Here is a 17689-nt window from a genome sequence, read left to right as displayed (position 1 = left end):
TTACATTTGCAAGTAATTGATTAAGCATTTCGTTTTGACAGCCACCACCAATTACATTCACTCTTGGAAAACTTTTCTCAAAAATTTCCTCTATTTCACTGATCGCACGTTTATAGCTATCTGCTAAACTATCATACACACATTTTGCAATCTGTCCTGGTGTTTGTGGGATGTGTTGATTTGTTTCCTTACAATATTTTTGAATTTCACTTACCATATTTTCAGGCTTTAAGAAGCGATCATCATCCACATTTACGATAGATTGAAAATCCTCTTCTTTTTCAGCCAACTCTACAAATTCAGCAAAAGAAATTTCATCATGATAGTTACGTTTTACTTCTTGAATCATCCAAAGTCCCATAATATTTTTCAAGAAACGATAGCGATAGTCGATACCGCCTTCGTTTGTAAAATTATATTGAAGTGCCTTTGGAACACAAATTGGAAAACGATTTTCCACTCCAATTAATGACCATGTTCCAGAGCTTAAATAAATCGTATCCTCTAATTCAGGAACTGAGATTACAGCAGAACCAGTATCATGTGTTGCAGGTAAAACTACGTTCATATCAAAACCAAATTCACATACTAGCTCTTCTGACAATGTTCCTAAAACGGTTTTAGGAGGCAGTATTTCATGAAACATTTCTTTGTTAATACCTAATTTATCAAGCATTTCATGATCCCACTGCTTAGTAAATGCATTTACTAATTGTGTTGAAGTAGCATTTGTATATTCGTTAGCCTTTTTACCAGTTAGTAAAAAGTTAAGATACTCAGGGATCATTAAGAATGATTTTGCCTTTTTCAGCACATCAGGTGATTTTTGTTTTAATGCATATAATTGATAAATTGTATTAAACTTTTGAAATTGAATACCAGTCTCAAAGTATAGTTTTTCCTTTGGAATGATAGTAAATACTTCCTCCATCATGCCATCTGTACGAGGATCACGATAGGCTACGGCATCTGTTAATAAATTGTCATGTTCATCTAATAGAACAAAGTCAACCGCCCATGTATCAATGCCAATACTGTCTGGCTTTATATTAAGGTCATGACACTTTTTAATTCCTGTTTTGATTTCAGAAAATAAGGTTTCAATATCCCAACAAAAGTGATCATTCTTTTTCACGATATTGTTTTCAAAACGGTGTATTTCATTTAGTTGTAATTTGCCATCTTCAATATGGCCAAGAATTAATCTTCCGCTTGAAGCCCCAATATCTACCGCTAAGCTATATTTTGTCATTTTCTTCACCTCTTCATTGAAAACGCTTGCTTTATTACATAATAAACTAGTTTTTAATCGTTTCCTATATCGTGATTAAACATTTTTATTGTCCTTATTTGCCAAAATCTTTAAAAACAAAAAAGCTATATCCCCTACTAATACCTAGTAGTGATATAGCTATCCTTTTGTTAATTGTTCGCGAAACTGCTTTGGTGTATATCCGTATTTGCCTTTGAACACTCGATAGAAATAACTAATATTTTCATATCCAACCTCTTCAATAATCGAGGTAATAGCTAGTGATGTATTTTCTAACAGGTCCCTTGCCACGCTTAATCTTTTTTCTTGTACAAGTTCCTTAAATGTATAACTAGTCGCTTTTTTTATTTCTTTACTCAATGTGTAATGAGGCTGCTGAAGTTTTTCTGATAACTCATATAAGGAGGCGTCTTTGTATTTTTCTTCAATATATTTTAATGACTCAACAATCAGTTGATGTCGATGAGTATCATCTTTATATTTTACTTTATCAGAATTCTTTATAAGCTCGACCATAAGTAAACCCATATACAATTTTATCGTTGATTCCGACATCATCGAAGGATTCATAATTTCCACGATAATTTTTCCTATCAATTCCTGGATACTCTCTATTTCGGATACAGCGAAATAAAGATATTGTCCGTTTTGTGTGTGATCGAATAAACTATTAATTAAAAAATTCGTTATTAAATTCTCAGTCGTTAAATAAGAAAAAACAAACGAGAAAAATTCAGGCTTAATAATAAAATTAATAATAATGTCTTCTTCTCCACAAGCTTCGAGTTCATGTTCAATATGCTGGTTGAGAAACAATATATCACCTTTTCTAAGCTCTAACCTTTCGTTCCCGACCGTTTGATTCAATGAGCCGTTAAACACATAATTCACTTCAATATAATTGTGCTTATGCTTTGGAAAATGTATAAATCTCGTATGCTTCCTTACCATAATCATCGTATTATTGTTTAGAAATTTCTCACCTTCAACAACAAAGCTCTCCTGGCTAGTATAAAGCTCTTTTTGAACTTCATGCTTTTGCTGAAGAATCAATTTTTCTTCATCATTAAGTTGGATGAGCTCTTGTAAAAGATTGGATTTCATCTTAATCCCTCGTTTTTGAGATATATGTGGTTCTGGTTTTATAGTGTTATAGAGTGAGGCCTTATAAGTTCCTTAGAATCAGGATAGGCGCTTTCTATTTGGTTTTATTTTTGGCCTGATCTCGGCACTATCGGGACAGATGATCGCTCTTTGGTACTGTTTTTGTCTCGATTTTGGTACTATCGGGACAGATGATCACTCTTCGGGACTGTTTCTGTCTCGATTCTGGCACTATCGAGACAGATGATCACTCTTCGGGACTGTTTTTGTCTCGATTTTGGTACCATCGGGACAGATGATCGATCTTCGGGACTGTTTTTGTCTCGATTCTGGCACTATCGAGACTGATGGTCGCTCTTCGGGACTGTTTCTGTCTCGATTCTGGCACTATCGAGACAGATGTTACCTCTTCGGGACTGTTTTTGTCTCGATTCTGGTACTATCGGGACAGATGATCGATCTTCGGGACTGTTTTTGTCCCGATTCTGCTACTATCGAGACAGATGTTACCTCTTCGGGACTGTTTTTGTCTCGATTCTGGTACTATCGGGACAGATGGTATCTCTTCGGGACTGTTTCTGTCTCGATTCTGGCACTATCGGGACAGATGTTACCTCTTCGGGACTGTTTTTGTCTCGATTCCGGTACTATCGGGACAGATGGTATCTCTTCGGGACTGTTTCTGTCTCGATTCTGGCACTTTCGAGACAGATGATACCTCTTCGGTACTGTTCTTGTCTCGATTCTGGTACTATCGAGACAGATCCTCACTCTTCGAAACTGTTTTTGTCCCAATTCCGGTACTATCGGGACAGATGATCGATCTTCGGGACTGTTTTTGTCTCGATTATGGCACTATCGGGACAGATGATACCTCTTCAGAACTTTTTTCGTCCCGATTCTCGCACTATCGGGACTGATGCCCACTCTTCGAAACTGTTTTTGTCCCGATTCTCGCACTATCGAGACAGATGATCGCTCTTTGGTACTGTTTTTGTCTCGATTCTCGCACTATCGGGACAGATGATCACTCTTTGGTACTGTTTTTGTCTCGATTCTCGCACTATCGGGACAGATGCCCACTCTTCGGGACTGTTTTTGTCCCGATTCTGCCACTATCGGGACAGATGCCCACTCTTTGGGATTGTTTTTGTCCCGATTCCGCCACTATCGGGACTGATGCTCACTCTTCGGAACTGTTTTTGTCCCGATTCTGGCACTATCGAGACAGATGATCGCTCTTTGGTACTGTTTTTGTCTCGATTCTCGCACTGTCGGGACAGATGCCCACTCTTCGAAACTGTTCTTGTCCCGATTCCTGCATTATCAAGACAACTGCTCGCTCTTCTTCTCACTATTTCCCCAGTTCATTCCACTAAAGAAAAACTCAACCAGCACTCACCTCAAACATAGCTTTTAATGATCCTAAAAACTCATTAAAAGAGTAAAAAGCCCTTCATCGCTATCAGTAATGAAGGACAAAATTCCTCTATTTAAAATCGCTTGAAGTTGAGGTGATTTTAAAGTGAAATCCAGATAACATGTAAAATGTGTTATCCGTTTACCATCACTGTATTAAACTGTACACCTTTTTCCTCTAACCCACTGATATAGCTTTCTTTGATTAGTGAGTCAGTGATTACATAGCTGATTTTCTGGATTTCTGTAATTTGTGCAAATGTTCGTACTCCAAACTTCGTAGAATCAGCCATTAAAATCGTTTGATCTGATATTGACATCATTTGTCTTTTTAAAAGAGCCTGCCATTCGTTTGAGTCGCTTAATCCTGCTTCAATATGAACACCTTTACACGAAATAAATGCTTTATTTACGTGATACATATTAAGTGATCTTTCTGCTAATGGCCCAACATAGGATAGTGACTTTGGCTGAAGCATTCCACCAGTGGAAATTACACGAACTTGTTCTTTTTTACTAAGTTCTACTGCTACTTTTATAGAATTTGTTAACACAGTTAATGGAACGTCCGGCATTTCTTTTGCCATATACCATGCTGTTGTGCTTGCATCTAGCACGATCTGATCACCAGGCTGAATGAGCTTTACCGCTTCTAGAGCAATTGCTCTCTTTTCAGCGGCATTAGTAATTTCTCTTTCGGTATAAGAAACTTCTGTTTGTTCGTCTTGTATACTAACTGCACCGCCATGACTTCGGCGTAGTAGATTTTCTTTTTCTAATTTTTCCAAATCGCGTCTGATTGTTTCCTCTGTTACCTTAAAAAGCTTACTTAATTCAGTAACTCGGACACTTAATTTTTCATTTACAACATCGACGATTTTCCGATGTCTTTCTGCTACAAGCATCTCGGTTTGCCTCCTAAAACTCACACTGAGAAATATTAATTATGAGATGAGCTTACTTGCTTAAAGAGTCAGCTCTTACGCTTGTAGGCTCTAGATATTATTATGACATAGAATAGGGTAGAACGCATTGTTTTTAGTGCTTATGCGCTTACATTATTGTCTATAAAACAAGGTGTAAGAGAAACAATCTTCTTTTACACCTTGTTTGTTTTTTATTATCTAGTAAATGCTGCTGGAACTCCACCATCAACTGTTAGCATACATCCAGTTGTTCTGTCTGATTTAGATGAGGCAAAGAATAAAATGGATTGTGCAATATCTTTAGGATAGATGTTCACTAGTAATGTTGTACGTTTACGATAGTGCTCTTCTAGTTGATCCGGGTGAATACCATATGCTGCTGCACGTTCTTCTCTCCAGCTTGATCCCCAAATTGCTGATCCTTGAAGCACTGCATCTGGAAGAACTGAGTTTACACGGATACCAAATTCTCCACCTTCAGCTGCAATACATCTTGCAAGATGAGTTTCCATTGCTTTAACAGAGCTGTATGCTGCTGCATTTTTACCAGCATATACAGAGTTTTTCGAGCCGATGAAGACCATGTTTCCACCAGTACCTTGTGATTTCATTTGTTTGAATGCCTCACGAGCTACTAAGAAATAACCAGTTCCTAGAACGTTCATGTTTAGGTTCCATTCTTTTAATGATGTTTCATCGAACGGGCTTGAAGTTGCTAAACCTGCATTGTTTACGATAATATCTACACCACCGTATGTTAAAGCAGATTGCTTGAATGCTTCTTGTACCGCTTCTTCACTCGTAACATCCATTTTCACAGCTAATGCGCGGCCTTCTCCGTACTGCTCATTGATTTCTGTCGCTACCTTTTGAGCACCTTCAAGGTTAAGGTCTGCGATCACAACATGAGCACCTTCTGCTACAAATTGACGGCAAGTTTCGCTACCAATCCCACCTGCACCACCTGTTACAAATGCTACCTGTCTTGAGAACTCAGCTTCTGCTGGAGCTAAAGATAATTTATAAAGCTCTAATGGCCAGTATTCTACATTAAATGATTCATTTTCATTTAAAGAAACAAATTTTCCTAGAGTTGTAGAACGTTTCATAACTGCGATTGCACGGTGATATAAAGCACCACTTACGTTAGCCATAGCTACGTTTTTACCCGTGTTCACCATTCCAATACCAGGAATTAAAATAACACGTGGAGCTGTTTCAGAAATTTTGTCACCTTCGTTTTTGTTTCTTTCGAAGTATGCTTTGTATTCTTCTTTAAAGCTGTCGATTCCAGCTTTTACTTTTTCTACTAAGCTAGCAACATCCTCAGATTGTGGATTCCAGTCAATGAATAATGGTGTCATTTTTGTATGAACTAAGTGATCTGGACATGCTGCACCAACTTGAGATAATTCTGGAGCATTATGGCTGTTTACAAATTGAAGAACATCTTCTGCATCATCATAAGTTAAAAGCATTTTCTTCTCTTCGCTAACTGCACCACGAACTACTGGCATAACTTGTGCTAAAGCGTTTTTACGATCTTCTTCAGAAAGTGCTTCGAATTTTTGTCCACCAAATACATTTTCTTCTACTAATCTAGCTTGAATATATTGCTCTGCCTCGTTAATAACAGAAATTGTTTTTTCATAGCTTTCTTCAGCTGTTTCTCCCCAAACAACAAGACCGTGTTTTTCCATTAAGACTAATTCTGCGTTTGGATTGTTTTTAACACCTTCTGCGATCATTTTTGAAAGTGTGAATCCTGGGCGTACATATGGCACCCACACAAAACGATCTCCGTAAATTTCTTCAGCAATTTGGCGGCCATTGTCTGCACAGCAAAGACCGATGATTGCGTCTGGGTGTGTATGGTCAACATGCTTGAACGGTAAGAATGCATGTAATAGAGTTTCGATGGATGCACGTGGATGCTTGCTATCGATCATGCAATGTGCAAGGTAAGCAACCATCTCTTCGTCTGACATTTCGTCACGTTCGATTAATGGACGAATATCTTCCATTCTTAAGCCAGTAAAGTTGTGTGCTTTCATCGTCGCTAAATCTGATCCACTACCTTTTACGTACATCACTTCTACGTCACGGCCACGGAAATCTTTTTCAATTGTTTTCATTGAAGTGTTTCCACCACCCCAGTTACATACAGCACGATCTGAACCAATTAAATTAGAACGATATACAAGCTCTTCTACTCCTTGAGATATTGAAGCTGCTTTTTCTTTATTCCATAAACTTTGTACCACTGTATTTCCTCCTCTATTGTTTCGTATCTGTTTTTGTTTGTTTATCTGTTTTTTATTATATACTATGTTTGTTTATTTTTGAATATGTTTTTTGTTTATTTTTGAATTTATTTATCCCATTCTTAACGGGCAGTAAACCCCCACCTAAAGATTCTAGAGAAGCAATGAAGATAGGTGGGGGATAACTGCCCGTAAAGATCCGATAAGTCTCGCTAACCATGAATGGGGATAACCCCCCCCACTCATGGGAGTCTCGCTGTATCATCAACAAGAATATATGTTGCTTTAATTGGTCCATGAACCCCAACGATAAGGTTCAATTCAATGTCAGCACTATTACTTGGACCTGTAATAAAATCAATACAAGATGAGATGTTTTTGCCTTCCTTTACTTGTTTGTTAATATAAGCAGTTGCTTGTGTCATTCTAGGAACTAAAGTACTTTTAGGAATAATAGCAATATATGTTTTCGGTAATAAGCTAACAGATCTCCCTTTATTTTTGCTGCTGAATAATACAACTGTACCTGATTCTGCTAGAGTAATATCACTAAAGGTAATCCCAACATCTGCTTTTTCTGCTGCTTCAATATTTTTCTCTTTAAGAGCAGGATCCCAAATATGAACGTCAATATTTTCTTGAGGAAGTTTGTCTAATAGATTCTCTTCTAACCCAAACTCTTTATGACGTTCATCTTTCCATGTAACAACACTGGCTACTTCGTACTGTTCAAAAACCTCACGAATTTTCTCTGTTAGTTTGTCCGAGCTCGTTTCAATAAACTGAGTATGAATTACTTCACAATGCTTCTTAAGTACTTCCACTAATTCATCCTGTGAAGCATCTTTCAATACATCATACTGAGGGGTTGTTGTCCATTGTGGTTTTGTGACTGTTTTTCTCCTTTCTCTTCCTAGCTTTTCAGCAACCGTACTAAGAAAGAAATCTCGATGATGAATTTGTCCTTCTGCCATCTTATTCCCCTCCCTTTTCTCTCTTTTTATACCAGTCTCGGAATCTTTCTTTACTTGGAGCTGGAAAATCACGTACATCTGTCCATGGCTTCATTGGACCAGGTCCTTTTTGAATATTATTTTCCTTTGTAAAAGGTGCCATAACGGAAGAAGCTGATTTAGTTCCTGTTTTATAAAGACTTGGTGAACTCGCCGCAAGTTGAAAACCTTTCATTGCTAGCTTTTCTCCAAATGGTGATTTCTTTTCATCTTCAACAATTTTTCTACGATGCTTTATTAATAGTTCATGAAGAGGTATTTTTACAGGGCAGGCATCTGTACAGGCTGCACATAATGATGATGCATAAGGCAGTTCCTTGTAATCCTCATATCCACCAAGCAACGGTGATAATACCGCACCAATTGGACCTGCATAAATTGAGCCATATGAATGGCCACCAACATGTCGATAAACAGGGCATACATTCACACAAGCTGCACAACGAATACAATGTAAAGCACTTTGGAATTCTGTTCCTAAAATATTTGAACGTCCATTATCGACGATAACGAGATGGAATTCTTCAGGTCCATCAACGTCACCCTCATCTTTTGGTCCAGTTAGTCCTGTAATGTAGCTAGTTAATTTTTGTCCAACAGAGCTTCTGCAAAGTAGACTTACCATGATATCAAGTTCTTCCCATGTTGGAACGATCCGCTCCATTCCCATAACGGTAATTTGCGTTTTGGGTAAAGCGGTTACAAGACCAGCATTTCCTTCATTCGTTACGAGACTAATAGAACCAGATTCTGCAACTGCAAAGTTACACCCTGTAATGCCTAGATCCGCACTTAAAAATTCTTGTCTTAACTGTTCTCTAGCAAAAAGAGCAAGTTCTTCTGGAATTTCTGATTTATCATAGCCTCGTTTTTCTTTAAACGTGTCACGGATTTGTTCTTTGTTTTTATGAAGAGCAGGTACAACAATATGTGATGGTGGATCATGATCATCAAGCTGCAGAATGTATTCACCTAAATCTGTTTCAACCACTTCACAGCCAGCCTTTTCTAAAGCACTGTTTAAATGAATTTCCTCTGTTACCATTGACTTTGACTTAACCACTTTTTTGGCTTGCTTCTCTTTCGCTACCTTTGTAATGTACTCATTTGCTTCTTCCTTTGTTGAAGCAAAAAATACATGACCTCCACGTTTTACAACGTTTTCACTAAGTTGTTCTAAATAGTAGTCGAGATTTTCTAGTGTATGAGTTCTAATTTCTTCCCCGAGCTTTCGCCATTCTTCCCAATTCCCAAGCTCTTCTGTTGCAGTTAGCCGTTTTCCTTGCATTCTTTCTTGCGCGGATGCAACAGCACTGCGCATAAATGTATTGTTAACACCTTTTTCAACACGATCAAAGAATTTATCATCGCTAATTTTCATGGCCACCTTACTTCACCTCGCTATTCAATACTTCGGCTATATGCATCACCTTAATAGGCTTACCTTTACGATTAATTCTACCTCCGATATTCATTAAGCAGCCACAATCAGCCCCAATGAGTACTTCAGCACCTGTTTCTTCAACATGTCGGACCTTTTCATCTACCATTTGCTCTGAAATAGGGACCATTTTCACTGAGAATGTTCCACCAAATCCGCAGCAATCATGACTATTTGGAAGAGGTTTTATATCCAATCCTTCCACCTGTTCTAAAAGCTTTCCTGGAGCATCTTTTACACCGAGTAAGCGTGTCATATGGCAGGATTTATGATACGTTGCACATGCTGGTAAACTAGCATTCACGCTTTCTACTTTTAAAACATCAACAATAAATTGAGTTAATTCGTAAGATTTATCCGCAAGTTTTTCTGCTTTTTCTTTCCAAACGGGCTCATCTTTAAATAAATGGCTGTATTCATGAAGCATCGCTACACAAGATCCAGAAGGACCTACAACATAATCTGATTTTTCAAACGTCCGAATCATATGCTTAGCCACTTCTTTTGTTTCCTTATGATATCCGCTATTATAGGCAGGCTGTCCACAGCATGTTTGTTGCTCTGGAAAAACCACTTCACAACCGAGTTTTTCTAAAAGCTCTACAGTATGCTTACCAACATTGGAATAAAACACATCGGCAAGACATGTAATAAAAAGAGAGACCTTCATTCAAATAACCCCCACTCTTATTAAACCAATCCTTTTGGTTTCTTTACTATCGATTATACTACTTATTGTTTTGTTTTAATACCGTTTATTTTTGTTTATATTAAATTTTACTGGTTTTATGTTGTTTTAATTTTGTTATCGACAAAATTTATTGTTTTCAATACTATTTGAATGACATCAAAATCGCAAATAAAAAGGGTAGAAGCATTCCCATACCTCTACCCTTTAAAATTATTATTTAATTTTCATTCATTTGTGGTCGCTCACTCATAATTGGAATCTCCACGCCTAGTTCTTCCAGCTGAGCTTGAGCTTCTTCTTGAGTTATTTCACCTGATCTTTGTTTTTCCATAATTGCTTCCACTTTTTCTCTTGTTTCTTCATCCATGTCTGCAAACATGTCGCCTCTATTGCCCATTTGCGGTCTTTCTCCTGTTCCACCAGCACCTCCACCAAAGCCACCTGGACCTCCCGAACTTTGTGCAGTTGTCACTCCTGATTCATTTAACCAAGTTACTGTATCAGTAATCGTGAAATCAACTATTTTTGTTCCGGCTTCGTATATGCCATTTGTGTATAGTCCATCTACTTCTTCCCCTGTAGCTTTTCCTCCTGAATAAAGAGAATATGAGCTTTCCTTCATTAATTGTGGTGAACTAATGAAAACCGCTTGATAGTCTTTAGCTGGAGCAAAATTTAGAATACTGTTCCCTTCGCTATCTTCCAGGTGAATAAGTGTATCAGCTGCTTGTGTTTCTGGATATGTCATTAAGATTCCGTTTTGTGAAGACTCTTCTGCAATAGCTTGGAGCATTCCAGAGCTTCCAGCTGCTACTAAAAACCCACCACTCATCGTAAAACTTCCACCATAGTCAAGTGATCCGTTCCCATTTCCGGTTGGACCATCTACAAGAACAGTTCCATCTGTCATTTCAATATATCCATTCGAATCGAGGCCATCACCTTCTGCATTTACTACAATATGACCACCATTAATTTGTAACAAGTTATTTTCAGATGCTGCATGCATATCCATACCAGAACCATCATTACCTCCACCAACATTAATGCCGTCATCACTTGTTGTGAGGTTTATGTCTCCACCATTGATTGTAATTAGCTGGCTTTCCATGCCTTCATAACTTTTCGTAACTTTAATCTTTCCACCTGATGTGACAAGTGAAGTATCTGCGTGGATTCCATCATCACCAGAGGCTACCGATAAGTCCCCACTAGCTATGGTTATTGTATTATTACTGTGTACAGCATCATCTTTTGAATCAATTGTAAATATTCCTCCACCAACCACTATATCCGTAACAGCTTTTAATCCCTTGTAACTTTCGGATTCAGTGGTAGTAGTTGTTGTTACTTCACCTTGTTCACCCATTTTTCCCATCATATCGTTAGCAACTGTTATTGTTTCAGGACTTCCGCCACCAGTCGTTATGTTAAAAGTACCATCTGATATTAATAATGAAGCAACAGCTTGTACTCCATCATTTTCTGATGCAATATCGTAAGTGCCTCCTTCAATGACAATAGATCCTTTTAAATCATCTTCATCATTAGTAGACCTTATTCCATCTCCTCCTGCATCGATTGTTACTGTTCCTTCTTTAACAGCAACAAGGTCTCGTCCAATTATTCCATCATCAACAGCATCAATCTGAATATTTCCACCTGTAATCTTTAGTTTATCGTTACTAGAAATTCCATTATTATAATTTCCATGCACGATAAGTTTACCTGTTCCATTTATCGTAAGATCATCTTTACTATAAATGGCTGAATTAGGCTCGTCTTCAGAGGAATTTTCATAAACATATTCTGAAGCATCTGTTATGACGTTTTCTGTGCCTTCAACTAGTGAGATTGTTGTTTTTTCAGCGTTAAGTACATATATGGCAGAGCTTGTTGTGGAACTGATCGTAACTCCGTTTAGCACAAGCCTTACCGTATTTTTATCCTCCGCATCCACAACGATTTGACCGTTTTCCAAATTTCCGCTTAACACGTAGGTACCACCTGTTTTAATTGTTAAGGTATTTTCTGAATAGAGAACCGATGCATTAGCATCAAAAGAGACATCAGAACCATTTAATTCAATGTACGTTGGATTTTCTTCTTCATAGTTCTTATAGTAGTCATCGTCCTTATAAGAAACAGATTCACTAATTAAAGTGTTAAGTTTTTCTATATCCACACTTGCTGTTTCAGTTGTTGCGCCTGTTGTGGATGTTGAATTATTTGCACATGCAAATAATAGTGCTGATGACATTAGAATGGAGGCTACTTTTAAAAGCTTCATATTTCGATCTCCTTTTTTCTTTTATTAAGATTCCAGAAGGGCTTAAACAGAATCTGTTTTCCCGGTGATTAACATTATCTTTTATGAACCTTAACAAAACCTTAAAAAACTTAATAATATTTACATTTTCTAATTTTTTAAATTTGATTATAGATTGGGTATGGTCAAAATCTTATTTGACCTCATTCGAGTATGAATTTTTTACGTATGAACGACATTCACCTTCTGTTTCTTACTTGGTTTGTCGTTCATCAACGCTATGAACGACATTTCCCTTCTGTTTCCTGCTTGGTTTGTCGCTCATCAACGCTATGAACGACATTTCCCTTCTGTTTCCTGCTTGGTTTGTCGTTCATCAACGCTATGAACGACATTCACCTTCTGTTTCCTGCTTGGTTTGTCGTTCATCAACGCTATGAACGACATTTCCCTTCTGTTTCCTGCTTGGTTTGTCGTTCATCAAATGGATCCACTTAGTTTTGCCCTGCAGATCCACCTACCAAATGTGGAAAGCATAAAAAAACATTTTGCATTTTCATTCATTACCTCTATAATCAAATCTATTCAAGGATGTCATTAGAAGAAAAATAATAGAAGGTGAACACGAATATGAAGTTATTAATTATAGAGGATGATCACTACTTATCCCAAACAATAAAAGAAACAACGCAGGAAATGTTTGAAACAGAACAGGCTTTTGATGGTGAAGAAGGATTATTTTTCGCAGAGCAAAATATTTTTGACTGCATTATTTTAGATATTATGATGCCAAATATGAACGGGTACGAAGTTTTACAGGAATTAAGAAAAAAGCAAATCACCACACCTGTCATTATACTTACTGCTAAGGATGCTATTGATGATAAAATTAAAGGATTTAAGGTTGGAGCAGATGATTATCTTGTCAAACCGTTTCATCGGGAAGAGCTGCTCCTAAGATTAGAAGCTATTGTTAGAAGATCTGGCGGAGATTTAAAAGAAAATGTCATTTCCTTCAAAGAATTAAAAATAAACCTAAAATATAAAACAGCTTCTATAGGCGAAGAACTTGTTAAGTTAAACGGCAAGCAGTTTGATTTACTTGAATACTTCATCAATAATAAAAACACGATATTAACAAAAGAACAGATTTTCGACCGAATTTGGGGATTTGAATCCGATACTTCAACAACAGTTGTTGAGGTTTATGCAAGCAACTTAAGAAAAACATTAAAAAAATATAACTATGATCAATACATTAAAACTTTTCGTGGATTAGGCTACATGTTATCCGACAGTGGTGATGATCTTGGGTAAACAAAAGGTTTTTAGAAAAGAACAGCTAAAGTTCATGATTTTTAGCTTCATTTCATTCACGGTGATTTTCACTATTTTTGGTGTTATTATTTTTAGTCAGGTAAAAAGCACCCTTTTTACAAAAACAGACGAGGAACTTTTAGCATTTAAAGAAAAAGTGAGCGATGATCTTCCAAATGAAGAAGCACGCCCCCCTCGCTTTGAGGATGATGATGGTCCACAAAATCCTAATGATAGAAAGGGTCCCAATAATCCAAACCCAAGAATTATGATGCTACATTGGAATAATGAGGGTGAGATCGTAAATCAAAATGAAATTGGAACAACCATTTATGAAAGTTATTTTCAGGAGTATGAGCTTGATAAAGAAAATGTAAATGTAATCACAAATATGACCATTAATGATCTTTACAACTTTCGATCTATTGTTTTTGAAGATCAGACTGAGGGTGACGATGTTGAGTATGTACAGCTCTTAATTAATACAGATCCAGAACAAACTATTTTAGCCAATTTTGGGAACTTAATTATTATTTGTTCTTCTATTTTCATCATTCTATCAATCTCAGCTAGTTATATTCTTTCAAAAAGAATGATGAAGCCAATAATTAAGTCCTGGAACAAGCAAGCAGAGTTTGTTGAGAATGCATCACACGAGTTAAGAACACCACTTACAATTATTCAAAACAAACTAGAGCTATTGCTTACAGCCCCACATGAAAAAATTATGAATAAGTTTGAAAACATAGCCCTTAGTCTTTCAGAGACTAGAAGATTATCAAAGCTAACATCTGATCTTCTAACATTAGCAAGAGCTGATTCAGCAGAATCACAGCTTAATAAGCATTCTGTTAGCATAGACAATTTTATTAAAAAGGTCTGCAATCCTTATATAGACATTGCTGAGTCTCAAGAAAAACATGTGTGGCTAAAGTTAAATAGTAAAATTGAAATAGAAGCAGATGAGCAACGCCTTCATCAGCTCTTAGTTATCTTACTTGATAATGCACTAAAATACACTTCTGAGAGGGATAGCATTGGAGTAAAAACCTATAATGAGGATCACAAAGTCGTAATTGAGGTGACTGACACAGGTATCGGAATTGATAAACAAAACATGAAATATATATTTGATCGTTTTTATCGTGAAGACCGAGCACGATCGAGGGAAACTGGCGGCTCCGGACTCGGTCTTTCCATTGCTCAATGGATTGTCACACAGCATAACGGCACAATTAGTGTTAGTGAAAACCAGCATAACGGTACAACTTTTATCGTGAAATTACCCAAAAAGTAAACAAAGTATTTTAACAGGCTATCATTATCTTGATAGCCTGTTTTATTTTTCTAAGCCCTGTCAGATAAGACCAGACACCTGTCTAATTCTCAAACTTCATATATTTTAAAAACATTTTTTATAAAATTTAAAGCTTTTAAGGTTTGTTTAAGGTTCGTCCTTAATAATGGGTTTCAAGGAAGTTGAGAAAAGGAGACATGAATCATGAAGGCTATGAACTTAAACGGAACAAAAGGCCGAAGAGAACTAAAGCATGAAATGACCCAAATGGAATGCTACCTGCTTCGGAATAAACTTAAACATTATATGGAAGTAGATCCTCACGCTAATCGTGATGGAAAATATTTAATACGAAGTGTTTATTTTGATAACTTCGAAAATAAAGTGTTAAATCAGAAAAAAGAAGGTTACTACGAACGTGATAAATTTCGCGTTAGATTATACGACTTTAATATAAGCTACTTGAATTTAGAAAAAAAAAGCAAACGTAACAACCTTACTTTCAAACAAAAATGCCGAATAACGGCTGAGGAATATGAACAAATACGGTTTGGAGACATTGGTTGGATGGAACATGATTCAAGACCACTCATACAAGAGTTATACCATCAAATGAATCTATTTCAGTTAAAACCTGTAACCGTTGTTGATTATGAAAGGGAGGTGTTCATTTATAAACATGGAAATGTTCGCATTACCTTTGATAGCTCTATTCGAACGAGCTTTCGAAACAATGATGTTCTTAACCCAGATTTGGCGATGATCGATACAAATCCTGATATTGTCGTTCTCGAAGTCAAATTTGATGAATATTTGCCAAGTATGATCAAACATTTGCTTCAAGTAAGCAACTTAAGAGCAGGCGCTTACTCGAAATATCAAATTTGTAGAATGTACGGCTGAAATAGATAAATAAATTAAAAAGAAGAATTGCACCTTGGAGGAAATATAAAATGGAAAACTTAAACTTTAATGATATCTTCAAATCTAGCATTTTAGAAAAAACAAGCAGTTTCTCAGTAGTAGATTCACTGATCGGGTTACTTGTGGCATTTGCTGTAGGACTCTTTATATATTGGGTGTATAAGAAAACATTCTCAGGTGTTATTTACTCACACACATTTAATATTTCGCTAATTGTTATGTCGATGGCTACAGCTTTAATTATCATGGGTATTTCATCAAACGTTCTATTATCTCTTGGTATGGTTGGTGCGTTATCGATTGTACGTTTTAGAACACCTATTAAAGATCCTATGGATATTGTGTATATTTTCTGGGCAATTGTTGCTGGTATCTTATGTGGCGCAGGCTTTATTCCTCTAGTTATTATTGGCTCGATCTTAATTGGAGCTGTATTACTTATTTTTGTTAATAAAATTAAAATTGAAAATCCTTACCTTTTAATCGTGAAATATAATGATATATCTATTGAAAATTCAATTGAACATGTCGTGGCAGAAAGCTCACAAAAACATACCATTAAATCTAAATCTGTTATGCCTGGTGATGACTTTGAAATTACGTACGAAATTCGCGTGAAAGAGTCTGATTTAGGATTTATTAATAATATTTCTGATATGGAATCAGTTAAATCGGCAGTTATGCTAAGTTATGATGGCAATTTCACTGCTTAAGTGTATATACGAGCTTAGACTCCAAGTCTTTGCTCGTATTCTTTTAAGATATGTGCGGTTTCTTTGAAATTCATCAGGTCAGGTAATTAGGTTAAGTTAATTTATTCATCATTCTTTGTTTCCTCAAAACTTGTTTTCCCTTAATTATTCATTTCAAGGTAATTCTCCTTATAAATTTAGAACTTTATTGAAAAAGCTAAAAGGGCTAAATCATCAAGATACTTACACTACACAAAATATCCTATAAGACATCTAATGGTATTACACCGAAAGGAGGAATTAAGATCATGCTAGCAAAACCGTATGAATGGGCTAAATTAAACTCGAAATCATGTCAGTCAACAAACAATGATTCTTACCAAGAGGTGTTAGATGTAAATAATTTCTTCGTTGAAGACGATAAAACAGGTTCTCAAGGTAGTAATCAAATAAATGAAACAGAACAAATCTCTTCTGAAGCAATTATTATAAGAGACTCTTGTGAGATTGAAGTATCTTCAACTGATACTCAAGTTGCTGTTTCCTTACAGGTTGCAATTCAAGCTGCTATCACTCTAGTTATTAACCTAACAATTGCTGATAGCGACCAAGCAGAGAAAGTCACTCAACAACTACTGCAGGAAGCTGATATTAAGCAATTAAATAAACAAAACCTAGTTATTGAAAACTCTAGAAATGTAAATATTACAACTACTGATACAGATGTTGCAGTCTCTCTTCAAGCTCTATTACAAGTCCTTGTTGCTTTAGTTGCTGACATTGACATTCTTTAAATAGTTAATATAAAAATACGCAGCCCTTTCAATTACCCCCGAATAGTAGACACTATAAGTTGACTACTCGGGGGTTGTTTTTGGCTTGTTGACTTATTTAGTCTTCTACTTCTCAATTTCAAATCTTCAATTTTTCCACCACTTAATTCTATAAAAAAAGACCAGTATCTCTACTGATCTTCTTCCTATTACTTGGCGACGTCCTACTCTCACAGGGGGAAACCCCCAACTACCATCGGCGCTGAAGAGCTTAACTTCCGTGTTC

General features: G+C 36.5%; 13 protein-coding genes. 5 read left to right on the top strand and 8 right to left on the bottom strand.

The genetic code is table 11. From position 1 onward, the window contains the following. From rhaB to ACEWK1_RS23885, 8 genes are all read right to left on the bottom strand, one after another. Nucleotides 1–1252 (bottom strand): rhamnulokinase (gene rhaB, locus ACEWK1_RS23920; RefSeq protein ID WP_416636732.1); only part of this gene is annotated, 1252 nt, incomplete at its 3' end. A 159-nt stretch (nt 1253–1411) separates the two neighbouring features. Next, complete coding sequence (locus tag ACEWK1_RS23915; RefSeq protein ID WP_212137082.1) at nt 1412–2377, bottom strand: AraC family transcriptional regulator; 966 nt, start codon at nt 2375–2377, stop codon at nt 1412–1414. Nucleotides 2378–3930: 1553 nt separating this feature from the next. Next, nucleotides 3931–4701 carry a DeoR/GlpR family DNA-binding transcription regulator gene (locus ACEWK1_RS23910; RefSeq protein WP_212137081.1) on the bottom strand — a complete coding sequence of 257 codons (771 nt, stop codon included), beginning with the start codon at nt 4699–4701 and terminating at the stop codon, nt 3931–3933. Nucleotides 4702–4916: 215 nt separating this feature from the next. After that, entirely contained in the window at nt 4917–6986 is a 2070-nt protein-coding gene (locus ACEWK1_RS23905; protein WP_212137078.1) for a bifunctional aldolase/short-chain dehydrogenase, read from the bottom strand. A gap of 242 nt (nt 6987–7228) precedes the next feature. Beyond that, a complete protein-coding gene (locus ACEWK1_RS23900) occupies nt 7229–7960 on the bottom strand; it encodes a LutC/YkgG family protein (protein WP_212137077.1) in 732 nt (243 codons plus the stop codon). A 1-nt stretch (nt 7961) separates the two neighbouring features. After that, entirely contained in the window at nt 7962–9386 is a 1425-nt protein-coding gene (locus ACEWK1_RS23895) for a LutB/LldF family L-lactate oxidation iron-sulfur protein (protein WP_251406436.1), read from the bottom strand. Nucleotide 9387: 1 nt separating this feature from the next. Continuing rightward, entirely contained in the window at nt 9388–10110 is a 723-nt protein-coding gene (locus ACEWK1_RS23890) for a (Fe-S)-binding protein (RefSeq protein ID WP_212137075.1), read from the bottom strand. A gap of 238 nt (nt 10111–10348) precedes the next feature. Further along, entirely contained in the window at nt 10349–12421 is a 2073-nt protein-coding gene (locus ACEWK1_RS23885; RefSeq protein WP_212137074.1) for a carbohydrate-binding domain-containing protein, read from the bottom strand. A 609-nt stretch (nt 12422–13030) separates the two neighbouring features. On the opposite strand from ACEWK1_RS23885, the gene ACEWK1_RS23880 reads away from it, so the two are divergent. The 5 genes from ACEWK1_RS23880 (at nt 13031) to ACEWK1_RS23860 (ending at nt 17424) form a co-directional block, all read left to right on the top strand. Beyond that, complete coding sequence (locus ACEWK1_RS23880; protein WP_121660793.1) at nt 13031–13717, top strand: response regulator transcription factor; 687 nt, start codon at nt 13031–13033, stop codon at nt 13715–13717. Next, a complete protein-coding gene (locus ACEWK1_RS23875; protein ID WP_212137073.1) occupies nt 13710–15014 on the top strand; it encodes a sensor histidine kinase in 1305 nt (434 codons plus the stop codon). Before ACEWK1_RS23880 ends, ACEWK1_RS23875 begins: the two co-directional genes overlap by 8 nt. A 204-nt stretch (nt 15015–15218) precedes the next feature. Continuing rightward, nucleotides 15219–15917: a polyphosphate polymerase domain-containing protein gene (locus ACEWK1_RS23870; RefSeq protein ID WP_212137072.1), complete on the top strand. Its 699-nt coding sequence runs from the start codon at nt 15219–15221 to the stop codon at nt 15915–15917. 50 nt (nt 15918–15967) lie between these two features. Further along, nucleotides 15968–16651: a DUF4956 domain-containing protein gene (locus tag ACEWK1_RS23865; protein ID WP_121660790.1), complete on the top strand. Its 684-nt coding sequence runs from the start codon at nt 15968–15970 to the stop codon at nt 16649–16651. A gap of 287 nt (nt 16652–16938) precedes the next feature. After that, a complete protein-coding gene (locus ACEWK1_RS23860; protein ID WP_212137071.1) occupies nt 16939–17424 on the top strand; it encodes a spore coat protein in 486 nt (161 codons plus the stop codon). Nucleotides 17425–17689: the final 265 nt, after the last annotated feature.

Origin of the sequence: Metabacillus sp. YM-086, assembly GCF_048059995.1 — a bacterium.
Classification (GTDB): domain Bacteria; phylum Bacillota; class Bacilli; order Bacillales; family Bacillaceae; genus Metabacillus; species Metabacillus litoralis_B.
The sequence above is the reverse complement of the archived record's forward strand: the minus strand, read 5'-3'. Positions and strand labels throughout refer to the sequence as shown.

Coding starts and splice junctions, on each gene's coding strand:
- ACEWK1_RS23915 (WP_212137082.1), bottom strand. CDS start 2,377: ATGAAATCCAATCTTTTACAAGAGCTCATCCAACTTAATGATGAAGAA.
- ACEWK1_RS23910 (WP_212137081.1), bottom strand. CDS start 4,701: ATGCTTGTAGCAGAAAGACATCGGAAAATCGTCGATGTTGTAAATGAA.
- ACEWK1_RS23900 (WP_212137077.1), bottom strand. CDS start 7,960: ATGGCAGAAGGACAAATTCATCATCGAGATTTCTTTCTTAGTACGGTT.
- ACEWK1_RS23890 (WP_212137075.1), bottom strand. CDS start 10,110: ATGAAGGTCTCTCTTTTTATTACATGTCTTGCCGATGTGTTTTATTCC.
- ACEWK1_RS23885 (WP_212137074.1), bottom strand. CDS start 12,421: ATGAAGCTTTTAAAAGTAGCCTCCATTCTAATGTCATCAGCACTATTA.
- ACEWK1_RS23880 (WP_121660793.1), top strand. CDS start 13,031: ATGAAGTTATTAATTATAGAGGATGATCACTACTTATCCCAAACAATA.
- ACEWK1_RS23870 (WP_212137072.1), top strand. CDS start 15,219: ATGAAGGCTATGAACTTAAACGGAACAAAAGGCCGAAGAGAACTAAAG.
- ACEWK1_RS23865 (WP_121660790.1), top strand. CDS start 15,968: ATGGAAAACTTAAACTTTAATGATATCTTCAAATCTAGCATTTTAGAA.
- ACEWK1_RS23860 (WP_212137071.1), top strand. CDS start 16,939: ATGCTAGCAAAACCGTATGAATGGGCTAAATTAAACTCGAAATCATGT.